Source organism: Bradyrhizobium sp. CCGUVB23, from assembly GCF_024199885.1.
Taxonomy (GTDB): domain Bacteria; phylum Pseudomonadota; class Alphaproteobacteria; order Rhizobiales; family Xanthobacteraceae; genus Bradyrhizobium.
Genome location: NZ_JANADQ010000001.1, coordinates 9121173 through 9138586, shown reverse-complemented (window position 1 = coordinate 9138586; position 17414 = coordinate 9121173). Strand labels below are relative to the sequence as shown.

The 17414-nt window shown below is 63.0% G+C and carries 21 protein-coding genes; 14 read left to right on the top strand and 7 right to left on the bottom strand.

The genetic code is table 11. From position 1 onward, the window contains the following. Positions 1-2: 2 nt before the first annotated feature. The 3 genes from NLN62_RS42920 (at position 3) to NLN62_RS42910 (ending at position 1454) form a co-directional block, all read left to right on the top strand. The gene (locus NLN62_RS42920; protein ID WP_254112678.1) at positions 3-338 is read left to right on the top strand and encodes a hypothetical protein; all 336 of its coding nucleotides are present in this window, start codon (positions 3-5) and stop codon (positions 336-338) included. Between the two features lie 76 nt (positions 339-414). After that, positions 415-756: a Lin0512 family protein gene (locus NLN62_RS42915; protein ID WP_254112676.1), complete on the top strand. Its 342-nt coding sequence runs from the start codon at positions 415-417 to the stop codon at positions 754-756. A 5-nt stretch (positions 757-761) separates the two neighbouring features. After that, on the top strand, positions 762-1454 hold the full coding sequence (locus NLN62_RS42910; protein WP_254112674.1) for a GNAT family N-acetyltransferase: 693 nt from the start codon (positions 762-764) through the stop codon (positions 1452-1454). A 33-nt stretch (positions 1455-1487) separates the two neighbouring features. Here NLN62_RS42910 and NLN62_RS42905 read toward each other — a convergent pair whose 3' ends face one another. Next, positions 1488-2027 (bottom strand): hypothetical protein, encoded by a 540-nt coding sequence (locus tag NLN62_RS42905; RefSeq protein ID WP_254112672.1) that lies wholly within the window; start codon positions 2025-2027, stop codon positions 1488-1490. A 245-nt stretch (positions 2028-2272) separates the two neighbouring features. On the opposite strand from NLN62_RS42905, the gene NLN62_RS42900 reads away from it, so the two are divergent. After that, positions 2273-3460, top strand: a complete 1188-nt coding sequence (locus NLN62_RS42900; RefSeq protein ID WP_027522525.1) for a serine hydrolase — start codon at positions 2273-2275, stop codon at positions 3458-3460. Between the two features lie 75 nt (positions 3461-3535). Here the strand turns inward: NLN62_RS42900 and NLN62_RS42895 are convergent, their stop codons facing one another. Beyond that, complete coding sequence (locus NLN62_RS42895; protein WP_027522526.1) at positions 3536-4876, bottom strand: RtcB family protein; 1341 nt, start codon at positions 4874-4876, stop codon at positions 3536-3538. Between the two features lie 152 nt (positions 4877-5028). Between NLN62_RS42895 and NLN62_RS42890 the strand changes: the two genes are divergently transcribed. The 4 genes from NLN62_RS42890 to NLN62_RS42875 are packed head-to-tail and all read left to right on the top strand — an operon-like array spanning position 5029 to position 6937. Beyond that, positions 5029-5376, top strand: coding sequence for a helix-turn-helix transcriptional regulator (locus tag NLN62_RS42890; protein WP_198031735.1), 348 nt, complete (start codon positions 5029-5031; stop codon positions 5374-5376). A gap of 11 nt (positions 5377-5387) precedes the next feature. Beyond that, positions 5388-5921 carry an SRPBCC family protein gene (locus NLN62_RS42885; RefSeq protein WP_027522528.1) on the top strand — a complete coding sequence of 178 codons (534 nt, stop codon included), beginning with the start codon at positions 5388-5390 and terminating at the stop codon, positions 5919-5921. A gap of 34 nt (positions 5922-5955) precedes the next feature. Beyond that, the gene (locus NLN62_RS42880) at positions 5956-6696 is read left to right on the top strand and encodes a DUF899 domain-containing protein (RefSeq protein WP_254112670.1); all 741 of its coding nucleotides are present in this window, start codon (positions 5956-5958) and stop codon (positions 6694-6696) included. Beyond that, the gene (locus NLN62_RS42875) at positions 6599-6937 is read left to right on the top strand and encodes a hypothetical protein (RefSeq protein WP_254112668.1); all 339 of its coding nucleotides are present in this window, start codon (positions 6599-6601) and stop codon (positions 6935-6937) included. Before NLN62_RS42880 ends, NLN62_RS42875 begins: the two co-directional genes overlap by 98 nt. Positions 6938-6989: 52 nt before the next feature. Here NLN62_RS42875 and NLN62_RS42870 read toward each other — a convergent pair whose 3' ends face one another. After that, the gene (locus tag NLN62_RS42870; protein ID WP_254112667.1) at positions 6990-8315 is read right to left on the bottom strand and encodes a TROVE domain-containing protein; all 1326 of its coding nucleotides are present in this window, start codon (positions 8313-8315) and stop codon (positions 6990-6992) included. Between the two features lie 1229 nt (positions 8316-9544). Between NLN62_RS42870 and NLN62_RS42865 the strand changes: the two genes are divergently transcribed. Next, positions 9545-10204 carry a DUF429 domain-containing protein gene (locus NLN62_RS42865; RefSeq protein WP_254113849.1) on the top strand — a complete coding sequence of 220 codons (660 nt, stop codon included), beginning with the start codon at positions 9545-9547 and terminating at the stop codon, positions 10202-10204. Positions 10205-10430: 226 nt separating this feature from the next. Here the strand turns inward: NLN62_RS42865 and NLN62_RS42860 are convergent, their stop codons facing one another. After that, a complete protein-coding gene (locus NLN62_RS42860) occupies positions 10431-10784 on the bottom strand; it encodes a hypothetical protein (protein WP_254112665.1) in 354 nt (117 codons plus the stop codon). A 72-nt stretch (positions 10785-10856) separates the two neighbouring features. Between NLN62_RS42860 and NLN62_RS42855 the strand changes: the two genes are divergently transcribed. Continuing rightward, the gene (locus tag NLN62_RS42855; RefSeq protein ID WP_254112663.1) at positions 10857-11561 is read left to right on the top strand and encodes a glutathione S-transferase family protein; all 705 of its coding nucleotides are present in this window, start codon (positions 10857-10859) and stop codon (positions 11559-11561) included. Between the two features lie 129 nt (positions 11562-11690). Here NLN62_RS42855 and NLN62_RS42850 read toward each other — a convergent pair whose 3' ends face one another. From NLN62_RS42850 to NLN62_RS42840, 3 genes are all read right to left on the bottom strand, one after another. Further along, positions 11691-12473, bottom strand: a complete 783-nt coding sequence (locus tag NLN62_RS42850) for a sulfite exporter TauE/SafE family protein (RefSeq protein ID WP_027522534.1) — start codon at positions 12471-12473, stop codon at positions 11691-11693. A gap of 3 nt (positions 12474-12476) precedes the next feature. Further along, positions 12477-13109, bottom strand: a complete 633-nt coding sequence (locus tag NLN62_RS42845) for a TetR/AcrR family transcriptional regulator (protein ID WP_027522535.1) — start codon at positions 13107-13109, stop codon at positions 12477-12479. Positions 13110-13308: 199 nt separating this feature from the next. Continuing rightward, positions 13309-13680, bottom strand: coding sequence for a tRNA-binding protein (locus NLN62_RS42840; RefSeq protein WP_027522536.1), 372 nt, complete (start codon positions 13678-13680; stop codon positions 13309-13311). Positions 13681-13783: 103 nt separating this feature from the next. On the opposite strand from NLN62_RS42840, the gene NLN62_RS42835 reads away from it, so the two are divergent. From NLN62_RS42835 to NLN62_RS42820, 4 genes are all read left to right on the top strand, one after another. Then, on the top strand, positions 13784-14143 hold the full coding sequence (locus NLN62_RS42835; RefSeq protein WP_254112661.1) for an ArsC family reductase: 360 nt from the start codon (positions 13784-13786) through the stop codon (positions 14141-14143). Between the two features lie 497 nt (positions 14144-14640). Continuing rightward, positions 14641-15396, top strand: coding sequence for an ABC transporter ATP-binding protein (locus NLN62_RS42830; protein ID WP_008551999.1), 756 nt, complete (start codon positions 14641-14643; stop codon positions 15394-15396). Next, positions 15389-16138, top strand: a complete 750-nt coding sequence (locus tag NLN62_RS42825) for an ABC transporter ATP-binding protein (protein ID WP_027522538.1) — start codon at positions 15389-15391, stop codon at positions 16136-16138. The genes NLN62_RS42830 and NLN62_RS42825 overlap by 8 nt, the downstream gene beginning before the upstream one ends. A gap of 35 nt (positions 16139-16173) precedes the next feature. Continuing rightward, positions 16174-17397 carry an ABC transporter substrate-binding protein gene (locus NLN62_RS42820; protein ID WP_027522539.1) on the top strand — a complete coding sequence of 408 codons (1224 nt, stop codon included), beginning with the start codon at positions 16174-16176 and terminating at the stop codon, positions 17395-17397. Positions 17398-17414: the final 17 nt, after the last annotated feature.

Genomic DNA, 17414 nt, shown 5'->3' with positions numbered 1-17414 from the left:
CAATGTACCACGATCTCAAATGGTCAGCCTCCGAAGAGAAGGCAGCACGGAAGGCTTACGATACGGCACGGGACGCGGCGCTGGCCAAGGTCATGGCCGAATTCAAAGCGAAGGCGAACGCTGTAACAACACCTGCTGAGATGTGGGCCGTCGAAGACTATCTTCGTCAGAAGGGGCGGGAGATCGACGAGATGTTCGACTATCGCTACTCGCAGCTTCCTCGGGTGTTTGCCCGGCTAATTCGAGAAGGGTATCTTGAAGAAAATCTTCTGGAAGGCTTGGCGGAAGACAAGCTCGAGGACATTCGCAGAATCTTGCCCCACTTTGCGAAGGACTGACGTCGAGTATCGCGATAGGCATGCTCGACGTCTCAGGCTGCTTAACCCAACATTCCCACCAACAACAGGATTGGAAATGCCCCGCGTACGCTGTATCACCGAGATGGGCATGGGCGTCGACGTCCATGGCAAGGACGCGACCAAGGCGGCCAGGCGCGCGGTGTCGGATGCGATCAGGCATTCGAGCCTCGGATTCTTTCGCATGCTCGGCAAGACCGCCAACGACATGTTCGTCGACGTCACGATTGCGGTGCCGAATCCGGAAACCGTCGACAAGGACGCGGTGGCCAAGGAGCTGCCTTACGGCACCGTGACCGTCAATGCAGTCAAGGGCGGCCTCGAAATTCCGGCCGAGCAGGGCAGCGACGCCATCATCATCGCCAATGCGGCCGTGATCGTGAGTCTCGATAAGGAATAGAGCCCGTGTCCGATTCCGATTTGGCGCTGCTCGACCGGCCGATCTGGAGCGCACTGACGACACGACAGCGGGATCTGTCGCAAGGCGGTGCGCGGGCGTTGCGCTATCCCTCCGCGATCGGACCCTTCGCCGACATGGTCGATCTGTCGCCAGCAAGCTATGCGGAGCTGGGCGAGTTGATGTCGCCGTCCGAATATGTCGTGCTGTTCACGCATGACGCGGTGGCCGCGCCGGCCGGACACAAGGTGCTGCTGGCCGAGACCGGCGAGCAGATGATCGGCACGCCCGTCGAAAGCCCGCTCCATGATGCCGAGATCGTGACGCTTGGGATCGATGACGTTCCGGCGATGGTCGCGCTGACCGAGTTGACCAAGCCCGGTCCGTTCAACAAACGGACGCACGAGCTCGGAACCTTTCTCGGCATCCGCGTCGGTGGCGAACTGGTTGCGATGGCGGGCGAGCGGATGAAGCCCGGCAATTTCACGGAGATGACGGCAATCTGCGTGCATCCCGATCACCGCGGACGCGGTTATGCGCAGGCGCTGCTTGGAGCTATCGCGCGCCAGATCGTGGCGCGGGGCGAAACTCCCTTCCTGCACGTATTTTCCAACAACGCGTCGGCGATCGCGCTCTACCAGCGGCAGGGGATGAGCATCCGCTGCCGCCTGCATGTCACCGTGCTGCAGAAGCAGGGGTGAGGCCCGGTGGCGCGAGCGACCGAGCCCCTTGGCTCAGGTCTTGTAGTCGACGAGCAGAGAGCTCGACGCGGAGGAGGACGACGCGTTGCCGCTGGAGCTGTAGGAGGTCGACTGGCTGGTCGCATTCTGAAGCAGCGCGATCAGCTCCTTCATGAGGTCAGCGGTGCTGGTGGAGGACGAGCTGGACGAGGAGCTGGAGTCAGTGCTGCTCGTGCTCGATGAGTCGCTGCTTGCATCCGGCGGCGGTGGCGGAGCGCCGGTACCATTGGAGAACGTGTTGGCGAACACATTTTTCAGCTCATCCGCCTGATCGCTGGTGAGCTTGCCGCTCGACACCTCGTTCTGGATGAGGTCGTCAATTTTCGACTGCATCTCGTCGGGGGAAGGAGGCGTGGAGGAGCTCGAGCTGGAGCTGCCGCTCTTGAGCGCCGAGTCGATGTCGTCGAGCGCGGACGAGAGTGCAGACTCGTCGCTCGAGCTGATCGTGCCCGCGGAGACTTCCTTGGTGAGCTCGCTCTTGAGGAGGTCGAGAGGAGAATAGGAACTGGTGGAGGTTGCAGAGATCGAGGTCATTGCCGGTCACCCGTGATTGGATTGAGATACGCCTAACATGGGTGTGAGGCTAAAGGTCGCGCCCTTAACGCGCTCTTGCCTGGAAGGTTGCAGAGCTTTTCGTTGTGTTGCTCGCATCGGGATGAACACGCGGCGAAACAAAAATGTCGGCGCTGGCGTGCGCCGGCATCGGCGCGAAGGAAAGGCTTTCCTGCCAGGGATTCGGCGTTATATCGATGTCAACCAGTTCAGGGAGACAGCAGCAGATGGACGCCAGGACACCGAAATTTTCCGTCGCACGGACCGCGATGCAGCGCTACGTCGATCAGGAGATCGTCGCCGGCGTGTCCTGGGCGGTGCTGCGCGGGCGGGAGGTCGTCGACCAGCAATGCGTCGGGCTGGCCGATCGCGAGGCGAACGTGGCGCTCCGGCCCGATCACATCTTCCGCGCTTTTTCCAACACCAAGATCGTCGTCACCTGCGCGATCATGCTGCTGGTCGAGGAAGGTCGTGTCGGCCTTGACGACGCGATCGAGAAATTCCTGCCGCAGCTCGGCAATCGCAAGGTGCTGAAGCAGGGCGCGACGAGCCTTGCCGATGTCGAGCCGGCGCAGGGTCCGATTACGATCCGCCAATTGCTCACGCACACCTCCGGCCTCAGCTACGGCATCTTCGATCCCGGTACCGTGCTGTTCAGGGGGTACAATGAAGCAAAGGTGCTCAATCCGCTGACGACGCTCGCCGACATGATCGACAAGCTCGCCGATCTGCCGCTGTCCTATCATCCCGGCACGGGCTGGGAATATTCGGTTGCAACCGATGTGCTCGGCCGCGTCGTGGAGGTCGCATCCGGCGAGGCGCTCGATGCTTTCCTCAAGGCACGCATCTTCGATCCGCTCGGCATGGTCGACACCGGCTTTTCCGTGCCGGAAGCCGCGCAGGGCAGGCTGGTCGCCTATTATCGTGGCGCCGACGTGCTCGATCCGATGAAGCCGGGCCTGTGGCGGATCGACGATCAGCCCTTTCCGCAAGCCTATCGCCGGCCGTTCCCGCGGCTGTCGGGCGGCGGCGGCCTAGTCTCGACTCTGCCGGACATGCTCGCGCTGGTGCGGGCGCTGCTCCCGGGATCGGGCGAGCTTTTGAAGCCCGAGACGCTGCGGCAGATGATGACGAACCAGCTTGGCGGCGGCCAGACCATCCGTTTTGCGACCCTCGGGGCCATTCCCGGCAAGGGCTTTGGGCTCGGCGGCGCCGTCACCTTCGCGCCGACGCCTTTTGATCCCCCAAATTCGACTGGCGAATTCCAGTGGGGCGGCGTTGCCGGCACGCATTGGTGGATATGTCCGGCGGCCGATACGGCCGGCGTGCTGATGGCGCAGCGCGCGATGGGCTTCTGGAATCCGTTCTTCTTTGAGTTCAAGCGCCTCGCTTACGAGGCATTGGGAGCAGGCTGACGCGCTCCGCGAAGATCGCCGGAGGTGAACGGCGCAAACAAAGTGGGAGGCATCGCCTCCCACTCACTGTTTGCTTCAGTCCTTCCAGGGATCGAACTCGCCTTCGCCGGCCATGGCTACGGCGAAGGGCCGCAGCGTGTGCAGCACCTTGACGGTGCCGGCGTGCTGCGCGAGCACCTCGGGCAGGCGCCGATAGGCCATCGGGCTTTCGTCGAGGTCGGCACCGATGAGGGTGACGCCGCGCTCGTTCAGCCAGCGGTCCATCTCGACGCGCGTGAAGCGCCGCTTCGCCTCCTTGCGTCCGAACAGGCGGCCGGCGCCGTGCACGGTCGAGTAGAGCGAAGCCTTCGCCTCGGGACTGTCGACGCCTTCGAGGATCACGGCGTCGTCACCCATGGAGCCCCCGACGAATCCCTTTTGGCCAGGGAAAGCCGGTGTCGCGCCCTTGCGCACCACCCACAAATCCCGGCCGTCGTGCGTCTCGCGCCAGGCATAGTTGTGGTGGTTGTGGATGCGCTCGGTGACGCTGCCGCCGATGATCTGGCGGACGCGCTCCACGACCCACTCGCGGCCCGCGTAGGCGTAACGCCCGGCGAGCTGCATCGCCGCGATGTAGCGGCGGCCGAGCTCGGAGTCCTCGTCGACGACGGCGGGCGGGACGTTCATGCCGTCCTTGCCACCGGCGGCCTTGAGGTAGCGCGTCGCCGAGGTATGCCCGAGACCGCGGCTGCCGAAATGGACGCCGATCCAGACAAAGCCTTCCTCGTCGCGCATCAGGTCGACATAGTGGTTGCCGGACCCGACCGTCCCGAGTTGGCTTATAGCCTTCTGGCGATAGGCCTCCATATCGCTCTCGCGCCACGCATCGCCATCGTCGAACAGCTCGTGCTCGGCCCGCTCGGCGTTGGCCCGGCCGATCCCGAAAGAGATCGTCTTCGCCACGTCGCGGATGATCGTGGGCACGATCGCCGAGATGTCCTCGAAGCGCGTGTCGAGACGCGCGGCCATGTTGCCGCAGCCGATGTCGAAGCCGACGCCGGAGATGCTGATCTGCTTCTCATAGGCGATGACTCCGCCGACCGGCTGGGCGTAGCCGAGATGGCCGTCGGCGCATAGCACGCCGGATACGACATTGCCGACCGCCATGCAGTTGCGCATCTGCGCCACGGTCGCCTCATCATGCTCGCCGAAGATCTTCAGCGGCGCATTCTGGAAGCGCGCCTCCTGCGGGCGAAGGTTGGCGATCTCGCTCGCGGCCGCACTGGTCTCACGGGCCAGTTGTTCCTTGCGCGCGGCATCTCGATAGAGACACCAGGCAGGCTGGCCGCGTCCTTCGCCGACGCGCGAATCCGGATCGACGCCGGCGGCGCGGCACAGTTCGCGGGCACGTTCCTGATAGGGATCGGGTCGTCGCATGGTCTTGCTCTCCTACTTCATTCCGCGCGTGCCGTCTGGCTCGCGCGGGTCATTGCCGGCTAGCTCGAGCTGCTCGGAGCCGCCGGAACTCCGGTGAAAAATAATTAAACCGATCGGTTGACAATCGAGACCGGTCGACTATGTTTAACCACATGGTTGAACAATTCGCGCATCTCGACGCCGTTTTTCATGCCCTCGCGGATCCAACGCGGCGGGCAATGCTTGGTCATCTGGCGGAACGGGAGCTCACGATCGGGGAGCTTGCGACACCGTTCAGCATGAGTTTCGCGGGCGCCTCGAAGCACGTTCGGGTGCTGGAGAATGCAGGCCTCGTCACGCGCACGATCCGCGGCCGTACCCATCTGTGTCGGCTGCAGGCCGCTCGGCTCGCCGAAGCCGATGCCTGGCTGCGACGTTACGAACGCTTCTGGAATGACAGGCTCGACTCGTTGGAGGCGTTGCTGCGCGCCGAAGACGAGGCGAAGGCAAAAAAGAAGTGAGGAGCAGAACGATGGATGCAAAGACCAAGCCCGATGCCTATGGCGAACTGATCGAACCGACGACGCTGAGGCTTCAGCGCCTGCTGCCCGGACCGATCGAGCGTGTCTGGGCCTATCTCACCGATAGCGACCTCCGCCGCAAATGGCTGGCGGCGGGCGTGATGGAGACGAGGGTCGGAGCGCCCTTCGAGTTCATCTGGCGCAACGATGAGCTCAACGATCCCCCAAGCAAGCGCCCGGTCGGCTTTCCCGAAGAGCATCGGATGCAGAGCCGGATCACCGAGTGCGATCCGCCACGAAAGCTTTCGATTGCCTGGAGCAACAGCGGCGACGTGACCTTCGAACTGGAGCCGAAGGGAAAGGGCGTGGTGCTCACCGTGATCCATCGTCGTCTGCCCGACCGCTCGACCATGCTCAAGGTCGGCGCCGGCTGGCACATGCATCTCGACATTCTGGTCGCGCGGATCTCTGGCGAGGAGCCGGCGCCGTTCTGGGATGGCTGGGCTCAGCTTCAGCAGGACTACGACCGGCGGCTGCCGGGCTGACGGAACGCACCGAACAACAAACAGGAGGTTAGCTATGCAGACTCATGTCGTTTCGGCGCAGGAGTGGGAAGCTGCGCGTCAGCGGTTGCTGGTCAAGGAGAAGGCTTCAACCCGAGCCCGTGACGCACTGGCCGCTGAGCGGCGGCGGATGCCGTGGCTTGCGGTGGAGAAGAGTTACGCTTTCGACGGACCCGAGGGCAAAGCGAGCTTGCTCGACTTGTTCGCGGGCCGTCATCAGCTCATCGTCTACCGGGCTTTTTTCGAGCCGGGCGTGTTTGGCTGGCCCGACCACGCTTGCCGTGGCTGCTCCATGGTGGCCGACCAGGTCGCCCATCTCGCTCATCTGAACGCGCGCGACACAACGCTCGTCTTCGTCTCGCGTGCGCCGCAGGCGGACATCGCACGCCTGAAGGCACGGATGGGATGGGAGATACCCTGGTACACGATCACGGACGGCTTCGACGCCGACTTCGGCGTCGACGAGTGGCACGGCACCAACGTGTTTTTCCGCGACGGCAGCAAAATCTTCCGCACCTATTTCATCAACAACCGCGGCGATGAGCAGATGGGAAGTACCTGGAACTACCTCGACATCACACCGCTCGGCCGGCAGGAGGTGTGGGAAGACTCGCCCGAGGGCTATCCCCAGACGCCGACCTACAAGTGGTGGAACTGGCATGACAATTACGAGGCGGGCGCAGCGCCCGACAAGAGATGGGTCGAGGTGTCGGACGCCGGAGAGGCGGCGTTCCGGAAACAGAGCGCAAAGTCGTGAGCAAGACCGCGGCGCCAATTGGCTACGCCTCGCGGCCGCGCCGACCTTCGCGATCATGGCGCTGCTGACGGCCGTTCTGGGCGGCGGATCGCTGGATGCGTTGTGTTCGACAGCGCGAGCGTCGCCGTTCGGTGGAATGGTCCCGATGTACCTGCTGATGAGCGCCTTCCATCTGGCGCCCTGGCTGAAGCTGATCGGCAGCCGCGCCGGGCTGCCCCGTGCGGCTGAAGGCCCGGCGTAAAACCGAGTGAGCCGGGCGCGGGAGGCCACGCCCGGTTCGTTGGTGTGACGTATCAGTGCAGCGTGGTCTCCGACGCCGCGATCCACGCGACCACGGCCTCCGAGAAGCCGTTGACGCGGGTCCAGCCGCCGTGGCCGACGCCATGCTGATACGAGGCGATGTTGACCAGCGTTCCGCGCGCCGCAGGGTCCGGCACCCGGTCGTGGCTCTGCTCGTCGGTGAAGACGATCAGCCGGTCACCCTTGCGGTCGATCTCGGACACCGCCTTGCCGAGATAGGTCCCGCCATGGGCCTGCGAGTTGATGATCGCATCCCTGAGCGCAAAGCCGCGGCGGGGAGGGACCTTCACCACCTCATTGCTGAAGGTGAAGATCTCGACCTCGTCGCAGACCTCGCGGGCGAGGATCGCAAGACCGCACGCGGCCTCCGCGCGCGTCATTTCCGACTGCGCGGAGAGGGGCGTGAACATCGAGCCTGACACGTCGATCAGGAGCCGCGTGCGGCCAGGCAGCCGCACATGGTCCTTGACCGACTTCAGCATCGCACCTTCGAGTTCGGGCTCGAAATCCGGCGCGTAGCGCGCGGCCGTGATGAAGCGATAGGGCAGGATACGATCCGTCCGCATCGCCTCGATCGCGCCCGCGATCACATCGCGCGGCACCTGCGCGTTCTGCATCAGGCGCAGATTGCGCAGCAGCGCCATGCCGCCGAGCTTCTTCTCGGCGATCAGCCGCTCGAAGCTCTCGCGCTTGCTCTTGCCGGCCGAGAGCGAGACCTCCCAGGTGTCGGGGGAGGCGAGCTCGCCGTCGACGAGCTGCTTCCACACCTTCTCCTGCGCTGCGTCCTTCGGCTTGGCGTGCACCAGGAACAGCACGTCCCTGATCCGCACCGCGCCGTCGCGGTCGTACTTCGCGAGCTGATAGGCGTCGAACTTGGTCAGCGCGCGGGCAAGACCCTTCTTGACCTGCGCCGACACCGGCTGACGCTTGCGCTGCTGCTGAGGGCCGAGCGCGTCTGCCCAGTAGATCGCGAGCAGCTCCGTCATCTCGTCGGGGCGCTGGATCACCTGTGCGAGCGTATCGGCAACCAGCGCACGATGCTTCTCGCTACGCGCCATCTCGCGGACCACGAGGAGCGGTGCGTGCCGCAGCTTCATGATTTCGCGCGCCTCGATCGCAAGCTGCGCAACGCGGGCAGGGGCGACCTTGGGCACGAGTGCCTTGATGCGATCGGCGATCGAAACGCCATCCTCGTAGAACTGGTCCTCCCAGAGAAGGCAGTTCATCAGCGTGCGCTTCAGCTCCATCTCGGGCGTGAAGCGCACGGCGCGCGCGCCCTCACGCGTGAAGGCGCGAACGATATTGTTGAGCCTGACCATGACGGCCTCCTCTTAAGTTGATGATGGAATGAAAACGGTGCCGGGGAACAAGCGAGGCTGTACTGCCCTTGCGGGCTTCACAGAGCGGGCTCAATCTCGGAAGAGACGAGGCACCGCCGTTGCGATCGCGAAGTAACAGCGCTCTTCACCACCGGCGGTGGTGACGAGAATGACACGATCCGGGAACAGGCGATGCTGAGACCCCAGCTTGCAGCTTACCTGCAAGCCGGGTAGCGCTCTGGCCACTGAGCTACCGGTGCATGGTACACCGGGCGGGATTCGAACCCGCGACCTCTCGATTATCAGTCGAAGTAACAGCTATCTTCACCACGGATCGTGATGGGGGTGGCGGGGAACGGGCGATGCTGTTCTGCTCTGTGAGCGGACTGAGCTACGGCATTTCAGCCGGCGGGATACGAACCCGCGACCTCCGCTCTGGCAAGCCAAACGTTGGCAAGCCAGGACGGCGCTCTACCGAAGTAACAGACATCTTCACCACCGCCAAGCCGAAGCATTCGCATCGGCCTTGATGGGTACGCTGGGGAACGGGCGATATCGGCTTTCAGTGACGACAACACAGGATTGTCCTTGCGGAGGGACCCTGCGCCGGGCCGCGTGCAAGCCTTTTCCGAGGCCGCATCCCGGTGCGTGTGTCAAAGGCGGGAGGCATACCCGCTTTGCCGGGGAGGAAGTATCCGACATCTTCACCACCAGCGTCGGTTGAGCCGCGAACATCGCGGCAAACCGATTTACGAAAACTCTATCGCGGCGCTGTCGACGCGCCGCCGTTTGCGAACCCTTTCGAGGTTCGCTCTGCCATCGGTGTCCGGCTCATCGCCTCGTTCCCTCCGGCAGGCCCCGCGCGCTTGGGCACGCGCTTCTCCAGCGCGGGCCCCGGGATCCGGGTCTCCCGTTCCGGCGTCATGCCGGGGTATTCGAACGGGCCGCGCGGCGGGCAACAAAAAACCCTCCGGAGCGGCTGGCTCGGGAGGGTCCGTGAGAAGCGGACTTTCGATCTCGCTCTCAAGCGAGATCGCTCCCATGAGCCGGGCATGCGCTATCGATCGGTCCGAGACCGTTCGACAGTCGCGCAAATCTTTCGTAGCGATGGTTCATCACTCGGTTCATGGTCTTTTCTCGAACGGAAGTGTTCGCGAGGGCGCGGGACATACGCCCGCAACTTGCGGATGTCAAGCGTGCTCGAAGACATGCAGCAGACGGAAGAGGGGATGCCAATCTATCTCGGCCTCGACGGCTTTCGGTTCGGCTGGGTCGCTGCCTGGATCGATCAGCGCGGCGATCATGAGTTCGACTATGCGCCTGGTCTCACGCGCTTGCTCGCGATGTCGCACAGGCGGGCGATGATCGACATGCCGATCGGATTGAAGACGACGGGCTATCGGGTCTGCGATCTTCGCGCCCGCGAACTGGTCGGCGCTGCGGTCTTCCTCGGCGCGCGTCGCGATCTCTGGACGTTTCCGGACATGGCAGCTGCGAACCGGCATTATCGGCAGCGGGGCGACAAGGGCGTGTCGTGCCAGCTTTGGAACATCAGGGACAAGATCAGGGAACTCGACGATGTCATGACGCCGGAGCGCCAGAAGACGATCGGCGAAGCGCATCCGGAGTTGATTTTCTGGAGTCTTGCGGGCGAGCGAAGGCTGGAACGAAAGACGTCGGCGACCGGCCGCGAACAGCGCATTCGGCTGCTGGAGAAACAGGGTTTTGCCAAGCTCCGGAAATGGCTGACGCTGCGTCACGGCACCGGCATCGGGCGTGACGATCTGATCGACGCTTGTGCCTGCGCGATTGCCGCGCGCGACAGCACCAGTTGCCTCGATGGCGAGGATCCAGATCCGCGCGGCTTGCGGATGGAGATCAACTATTGAGAGCGATCAGGTGCCCGATCGCTTCCGCCTCAGGTGCGGCCGGCACGGGCACGGCGCTGCATGAGATGCTGCCGAAGTTGATCTTCCTGGTGCTCCAGCCTCAAAGCTCTATCTTCATACTCCGCGGCCATCGTCCGTAGCCGTCGCGCGGCTTCGTTATGGGCAAGGTCGTTCGCAACCCGGCGACAACGCTCGGCGTGATCGAGCAAGGCGCTCTTCTCGATGTTCATCCCTCGACAACGCCCGCGTGGCTCAATGGTCCCTCGCGCTGGTTTGGAACAGAGCGGGAAAGAGTGGCAATCTTTTCGCGCGACCAAGGAACATGACGAACGAGCCGACGTTTAGAGATCAAGTTATGCTGAGGGACAAATGCAATGAACGATGTCAGCCAATTGGCGACCGCAATGCTTGCGATCGCCTTTACGGCGATGCTGCTGGTGACGGGGTAATGGTTCATGGAGTATCGGCTGCAACATGAGGCGGAGATTCCGCTCGCGGCGATGATGACGCTGCCGCCATAGGCGCGTCGGGCGGGCTCGTGCTGGACTTCATCCTCGTGACCGGAACGTGCAGGCGGCATGGCCTGTGATCTTGTGTTGTTCCGCGCCGCGCCTAGATTAGATGCGCTCCAACACACGCATCCAAGGTCCTGATGTCCGATCTCTCAGCCTTCCCCATCACCAAGCGCTGGCCCGCGAAGAATCCCGAACTCCTTCAACTCTACTCCCTTCCGACGCCGAACGGCGTCAAGGTCTCGATCATGTTGGAGGAGATCGGGCTGCCTTACGAGGTCCATCTCGTCGATTTCGGCAAGGACGACCAGAAGACGGTGGAATTCCTCTCGCTCAATCCGAACGGCAAGATCCCGGCGATTCTCGATCCCAACGGTCCCGGCGGCAAGCCGTTGCCGCTGTTCGAATCCGGCGCGATCCTGCAATACCTCGCCGAGAAGACCGGCAAGCTTCTGCCGCAGGAGGCGGCGCGCCGCTACCAGACCATCCAGTGGGTGCACTTCCAGATGGGCGGCATCGGGCCGATGTTCGGCCAGGTCGGCTTCTTCCACAAATTCGCCGGCAAGGAGTTTGAGGACAAGCGGCCGCTTGAGCGCTACGTGGGCGAGTCCAGGCGCCTGCTCGGTGTCATGGAAAGGCATCTCGTCGGCCGGCAGTGGTTCATGGATGACGATTACACCATCGCCGACATCTCCATGCTTGGCTGGGTACGCAATCTCGTCGGCTTCTACGGCGCTGGCGATCTCGTCGAATTCAGCCAGTTCAAGTCGGTCGCGGCCTGGCTCGAACGGGGCCTTGCGCGCCCGGCCGTACAGCGCGGGTTGAACATTCCGAAGCGGCCGTGAATTAAAGCGTGATCCGGAAAAGTGTGAAGTGGTTTTCCCTCGCGACAAACGCGGAACGCGTTTGCGCGGAGATCATGCTCAAACAAAAATCTAAAGCGTGATGACGGTTCATCCTGATCTCATCGCGCTTTAGCTCAGCGCCTTCCAGGTCATGTAGAGCGCCATCAGCGAGACGAGCCCGACCATGATCCGGCGCAGCACCGATTTGCTCACGCCATTGGCCATGCGTGCGCCGAGATCAGTGCCGATCCAGAGGCCGGCAAGAATGCCGATGATGGCCGGCCAGCCGACCATGAGCCCCTTGCTCCAGTAGATCCAGGCGGCCGGAATGTTGGTCGGAATAACCGAGAAGATGAGGCTGACGAGTTGCGCCCGATGTTGCGGCACGCGCAGGCCAGCGGCGAGGCCGACCGTGATCGCGAGGCCGCCGCCGATACCCATGAAGCCGGAGGAAAAGCCGGCCAGCGTGCCGATGAGAAACAGAGGGAGCCCGGGCAATTTGTCGGCATTGCCGACCTCGCTACTGGCGTCCTTGCGGTCGCGCCGCAGAACCAGAGCTGCGATCAGCGCAACGAGGTAGACGACGTAGGTCCATTGCAGGACCGAGTCGGATACCGCGGCCGCGGCATAGCCGCCGCTCGCACCACCGACGAGAAATCCGATGCCGATCCAGGCGATCCATTGCAACGGGCTGCGATTGCCACTCTGCCAATAGCGGCGCACGCCGGCGAGGCCCGTCGGAGGGACCTGGGCGATGAGCGAAGTCCCCTGGGCGACGTGCTGCTCCGCGCCGAGTAGCAGCACGCAGAAGATCACGAGACCGCCGCCGGGGCTTGTGCCCATGAAGCCCGATGTCACCCCTCCGACGAGGCCAACGCCGACACCTGCCAGCAGGTCATGGATCCAGGACATCATTCAGGCCCTGGTCCTTCGTTTGACGTCGTGTCTGGTGATGCGGAAGCCGTCGATCACGCCGGTGACGGCCGCCATGCAGGCTTTGCTGTCGAACTCCTCGCCCCAGCATTTTTGCAGCACAAAGCCCTGAAAGATCGCGATCAGCGTACGCGCGATCGCATCGGCGCCGAGATCGCGCTTGATGAGGCCATCGTGCTGGGCACGCTCGACCAGCGCGACGATCAGCGCGCGCGGCATGTCGATGCCTTCGACGACGCTGGTGCGGACGCGGCGGTTGCGCAGGGCCTCGGCCCAGCCGTGGATTCCGACGCGCCGGCGCGCCTCGCCGGCGGGATCGGTGAGCCATTGCGCGTAGACGCGAACCAGCGCGTGGAGTCGCTCCAGCGGATCGCCGGACCCTTGCGCGACCGAGTTGAGCACGGCCTCGCGGCGATGCCGGTCGTCGGCCAGCGCCTCGATGAGATCGTCCTTGCTCTGGAAGTAGAGGTAGACCGCGCCGTGGCTGAGCCCGGAGCGCTTGACGATGTCGGCCATGCCGGTCTGGTGGAAGCCGTCTTCGGAGAAGCAGGCGAGGGCGGCCTCGAGAATCTGCTGGCGCCGGCTTTCACGCTGTCTTTCGCTGATCTTCGGCATCGCGGCTAGCCCCGCTAAATAACTGACCAGATGATCGTTTTGTGAGATTTCGCGCATAACAGCGTTGACGATCTCAATAATAAAAAACGATCAGTCAGTTAGTTTTAGTGCGAAAGAACCAGAGCGTCAAGTGATCGGCCGGCCATCGCTGGCATGCCAGAAGTCGACCGACGTCACGTTAGCTGGTGGACTGAGGTGGCTAGAACAGCCGGCCGCCGTTCGGCACCGGCTTGCTCGGCTGCATCAGCACGACCTTGCCCTCGGCGTCGGGGAAGCCAAGTGTCAACACCTCGGAAACAACCGGCCCGATCTGGCGCGGAGGAAAATTGACGACGGCTGCGACCTGCTGTCCCACCAGCGTTTCCAGCGGATGGTTTTCGGTGATCTGCGCCGAACTCTTGCGCACGCCGATCACGGGGCCGAAGTCGATCCACAACCGCCATGCCGGCTTGCGCGCTTCGGGGAACGGTTTTGCGTCGATGATAGTGCCGACGCGGATGTCGACCTTCAGAAACGTGTCGAAGTCGATGGTGGGCGCCGCAGCGGCGGTGGAATCGTGATTGACGTGCATGGTGAAATCCGTGTGGCGAACTTGGGTGGCGAATATTGTGGGGTGCGCCGTAGTTTCGTACAACGCCGATCATCGTCACGTGACCCATGCATGAGGAGCGGCCTTGCCCACCACCATTTATGGCATCAAGAACTGCGACACCATGAAGAAGGCGCGCGCCTGGCTGGATTCCAGCGGGGTGGCCTATGATTTCCACGACTACAAGGCCGCGGGCGTCGAGAAGGAAAAGCTCAAGGCGTGGAGCGACAGGGTCGGCTGGGAGGCGCTGCTCAACCGTGCCGGCACCACCTTCAAGAAGCTGCCCGAGGCCGACAAGGAAGGCCTCAACGAGAAGAAGGCACTCGCTTTGATGCTGGCGCAACCCTCGATGATCAAGCGTCCCTTGCTCGAGATGGGCGGCAAGCTCCTGGTCGGATTCAAGCCGGACATCTATGCCAAGGAAGTCGGCGCCAAGAAACGCTAACAAGAAACGCTAACAAGAAACGGAAGCCGCCGTCCTCGCTGGTCGTCTTCACTGATGCGATGACGTGGGAGATTTTGTCATCGGTCGCGAAGATCACGTTGTCTGATCGACTTGACGACCGATGGAGTGGCGTTTTCGAAATCCAAAACAATAGTCCCGGCGAATACAAACCCGCGGATGATCCACCGCGCGGTAAAATCTTCCATGAAGGGCTGGCCGAGCCTGCGAAAGACCGTTAACGACGGCTTGATGACCAATGCTTTGCGCGCGAGGCATCGGGCAGGTGCGACATCAACGCCTTCGACTAAGGGAGCATCTATCCCGTAGTCGACGGCTCTGCCTGCTCAGCTTTCCGCCTTGCCTAACCCCCGTCACCTCCGGCATATTCCGCCGCCGGAGGCGGCGTTCCGGAAAGGGCTCCAAGGCTTCCGGAAAGCCGATAGCAATAAGCAAAGCCACGCGCGGCCAGCGCGTCGCGCGGGCGGGGGGAAATTTGTTTGGCCGATGAGTTCATTCTCGAAACGGAAGGGCTGACCAAGGAGTTCGCGGGATTCTTCGCCGTCCGCGATGTCGCCCTCAAGGTCCGCCGCGGGAGTATTCACGCGTTGATCGGTCCGAACGGGGCCGGGAAGACGACGTGCTTCAATCTCCTGACCAAGTTCCTCAAACCGTCTGCCGGAAAAATCCTCTACAAGGGGCAGGACATCACCGCGATGGCGCCGGCCGACGTCGCGCGCATGGGATTGGTGCGCTCGTTCCAGATCTCGGCGGTATTTCCGCATCTCACTGCGCTGGAAAACGTCCGTGTTGCGCTTCAGCGCCAGCACGGCAGCTCGTTCGACTTCTGGCGCTCCAAGTCCGTGCTCAACCGCTTCAATGATCGCGCGCGCGAGCTGTTGAACGACGTCGGCCTCAGCGAGTTTGCCAACACGCCCGCGGTCGAGATGCCCTACGGGCGCAAGCGCGCGCTCGAGATCGCAACCACGCTCGCGCTCGACCCCGAGATGATGCTGCTGGACGAGCCGATGGCCGGTATGGGCCACGAGGACATCGACAAGATCGCGGCGCTGATCAAGCGCATCTCCGCGAAATATACCATCCTGATGGTCGAGCATAATTTGAGCGTCGTGGCCAATCTTTCCGACATCATCACCGTGTTGACGCGCGGGCAGGTGCTTGCGCAAGGCCATTACAGCGAGCTCACCAAGGACGAGCGCGTCAAGGAAGCCTATCTGGGAGCCGGTCATGCCTGACACTGCGATCGCCGAGGCGCGGGCGAAGGCTGCAACGACCGGCGGCAACATCCTGCAGGTGCGCAACTTGGAGGCCTGGTACGGCGAGTCCCACATCTTGCACGGGATCAATTTCGACGTGAATGCGGGCGAGGTCGTCACGTTGCTCGGGCGCAACGGTGCCGGCAAGACGACCACCCTGAAGTCGATCATGGGCGTCATCGGCAAGCGCACCGGCTCGGTGCGGTTCAACAACGAGGAGATCATCCGCGCGACCTCCGACAGGATCGCGCGCATGGGGATCGCCTTCTGCCCCGAGGAGCGCGGCATCTTCGCGAGCCTCGACGTGCGCGAAAACCTGATGTTGCCGCCGATCGTGCGGGCCGGGGGGCTGTCGCTCGACCAGATCTTCGAGCTGTTTCCGAACCTGAAGGAACGCCTGAGCAGCCAGGGAACAAAACTCTCCGGCGGTGAGCAGCAGATGCTGGCGATTGCGCGTATCCTGCGCACCGGCGCCAGCTTCCTGATGCTGGACGAGCCGACCGAAGGTCTTGCGCCGGTCATCATCCAGCAGATCGGCCACACCATCGCGCGGCTGAAGAAGGAGGGTTTTACCATCCTGCTGGTCGAGCAGAACTTCCGCTTCGCTTCCACCGTCGCCGACCGCTATTATGTCGTCGAGCACGGCAAGATCATTGACGGATTCTCCAATGCGGAGCTTGCCGCCAATATGGACAAGCTCCACGCCTATCTCGGCGTCTAGAACTGCCAACGAGAAACTCAAAAAAGGAAAGTTGCATGAAGACCAGGTCGATTGCGTCATTTCTGCTCGGCACCGCGCTGTCGCTCACCGCGGTGAGCGCGGCTTGCGCACAGGACAAGACCGTCAAGATCGGCGCGCTGTCCGATCAGTCCGGTCTCTACGCCGATCTCGGTGGCCCCGGCTCGACGCTGGCGGCGCAAATGGCAGTCGAAGATTCCGGCCTTGCCGCCAAGGGCTGGAAGATCGACATCATCTCCGGCGATCACCAGAACAAGCCCGACATCGGCACCGCGATCGCGCGGCAATGGTTCGACGTCGACAAGGTCGATGTGATCGTCGACGTGCCGAATTCCGGCGTGGCGCTTGCCGTCAACAACGTCGTCAAGGAGAAGAACGGCGTCTACATCAATTCGGGCGCTGCGACCTCCGATCTCACCAACGCGCAGTGCTCGCCGAATACCGTGCACTGGACCTACGACACCTACATGCTCGCCCACACCACCGGCCAGGCGCTGGTGAAGGCCGGCGGCGACACCTGGTTCTTCCTGACCGCGGACTACGCCTTCGGCGCGGCGCTCGAGCGCGACACCACGGCGGTGGTGCTGGCCAATGGCGGTAAGGTCGTCAGTGGCGTCAAGCATCCGCTCAACACGCCGGACTTCTCCTCCTTCCTGCTCCAGGCGCAGTCGTCCAAGGCCAAGGTCATCGGCCTTGCCAACGCCGGCGGTGACACCACCAACACGATCAAGCAGGCGGCTGAGTTCGGCATCGCCAAGGGTAGCCAGAAGCTCGCGGCGCTGCTGCTGTTCCTCACCGACGTCAAGGCGCTCGGTCTCGAGACCGCGCAGGGCCTCAACTTCACCGAGACCTTCTACTGGGATATGAACGACCAGACCCGCGCGTTCTCGAAGCGTTTCGCTGCCAAGATGAAGAACGGCGCACCGCCCACCATGGTGCAGGCCGGCGTCTATTCGGGCCTGCGTCATTACTTCAAGGCGCTGGAAGCGCTCGGCGGCAATCCGCATGACGGCGTCAAGGTCGTCGAGAAGATGAAGTCGATGCCGACCGAGGATGATCTATTCGGCAAGGGCGAGATCCAGCCGAACGGCCGCACCATCCACAACGCCTATCTGTTCGAGGTGAAGAAGCCCTCCGAATCCAAGGCGCCGTGGGACTTCTACAAGCTGGTCGGCACGGTGCCGGGCGATCAGGCCTTCACGCCGCTGTCCGAAAGCAAGTGCGCACTGTTGAAGAAGTAAGAAGCAACAACGGTTCG

Bases quoted from the DNA above. Each gene is read 5' to 3' on its own strand.
- NLN62_RS42920 (WP_254112678.1), top strand. From the start codon at position 3: ATGTACCACGATCTCAAATGGTCAGCCTCCGAAGAGAAGGCAGCACGG.
- NLN62_RS42915 (WP_254112676.1), top strand. From the start codon at position 415: ATGCCCCGCGTACGCTGTATCACCGAGATGGGCATGGGCGTCGACGTC.
- NLN62_RS42905 (WP_254112672.1), bottom strand. From the start codon at position 2,027: ATGACCTCGATCTCTGCAACCTCCACCAGTTCCTATTCTCCTCTCGAC.
- NLN62_RS42900 (WP_027522525.1), top strand. From the start codon at position 2,273: ATGGACGCCAGGACACCGAAATTTTCCGTCGCACGGACCGCGATGCAG.
- NLN62_RS42895 (WP_027522526.1), bottom strand. From the start codon at position 4,876: ATGCGACGACCCGATCCCTATCAGGAACGTGCCCGCGAACTGTGCCGC.
- NLN62_RS42890 (WP_198031735.1), top strand. From the start codon at position 5,029: ATGGTTGAACAATTCGCGCATCTCGACGCCGTTTTTCATGCCCTCGCG.
- NLN62_RS42885 (WP_027522528.1), top strand. From the start codon at position 5,388: ATGGATGCAAAGACCAAGCCCGATGCCTATGGCGAACTGATCGAACCG.
- NLN62_RS42880 (WP_254112670.1), top strand. From the start codon at position 5,956: ATGCAGACTCATGTCGTTTCGGCGCAGGAGTGGGAAGCTGCGCGTCAG.
- NLN62_RS42875 (WP_254112668.1), top strand. From the start codon at position 6,599: ATGACAATTACGAGGCGGGCGCAGCGCCCGACAAGAGATGGGTCGAGG.
- NLN62_RS42870 (WP_254112667.1), bottom strand. From the start codon at position 8,315: ATGGTCAGGCTCAACAATATCGTTCGCGCCTTCACGCGTGAGGGCGCG.
- NLN62_RS42865 (WP_254113849.1), top strand. From the start codon at position 9,545: ATGCCAATCTATCTCGGCCTCGACGGCTTTCGGTTCGGCTGGGTCGCT.
- NLN62_RS42860 (WP_254112665.1), bottom strand. From the start codon at position 10,784: ATGCCGCCTGCACGTTCCGGTCACGAGGATGAAGTCCAGCACGAGCCC.
- NLN62_RS42855 (WP_254112663.1), top strand. From the start codon at position 10,857: ATGTCCGATCTCTCAGCCTTCCCCATCACCAAGCGCTGGCCCGCGAAG.
- NLN62_RS42850 (WP_027522534.1), bottom strand. From the start codon at position 12,473: ATGTCCTGGATCCATGACCTGCTGGCAGGTGTCGGCGTTGGCCTCGTC.
- NLN62_RS42845 (WP_027522535.1), bottom strand. From the start codon at position 13,109: ATGCCGAAGATCAGCGAAAGACAGCGTGAAAGCCGGCGCCAGCAGATT.
- NLN62_RS42840 (WP_027522536.1), bottom strand. From the start codon at position 13,680: ATGCACGTCAATCACGATTCCACCGCCGCTGCGGCGCCCACCATCGAC.
- NLN62_RS42825 (WP_027522538.1), top strand. From the start codon at position 15,389: ATGCCTGACACTGCGATCGCCGAGGCGCGGGCGAAGGCTGCAACGACC.
- NLN62_RS42820 (WP_027522539.1), top strand. From the start codon at position 16,174: ATGAAGACCAGGTCGATTGCGTCATTTCTGCTCGGCACCGCGCTGTCG.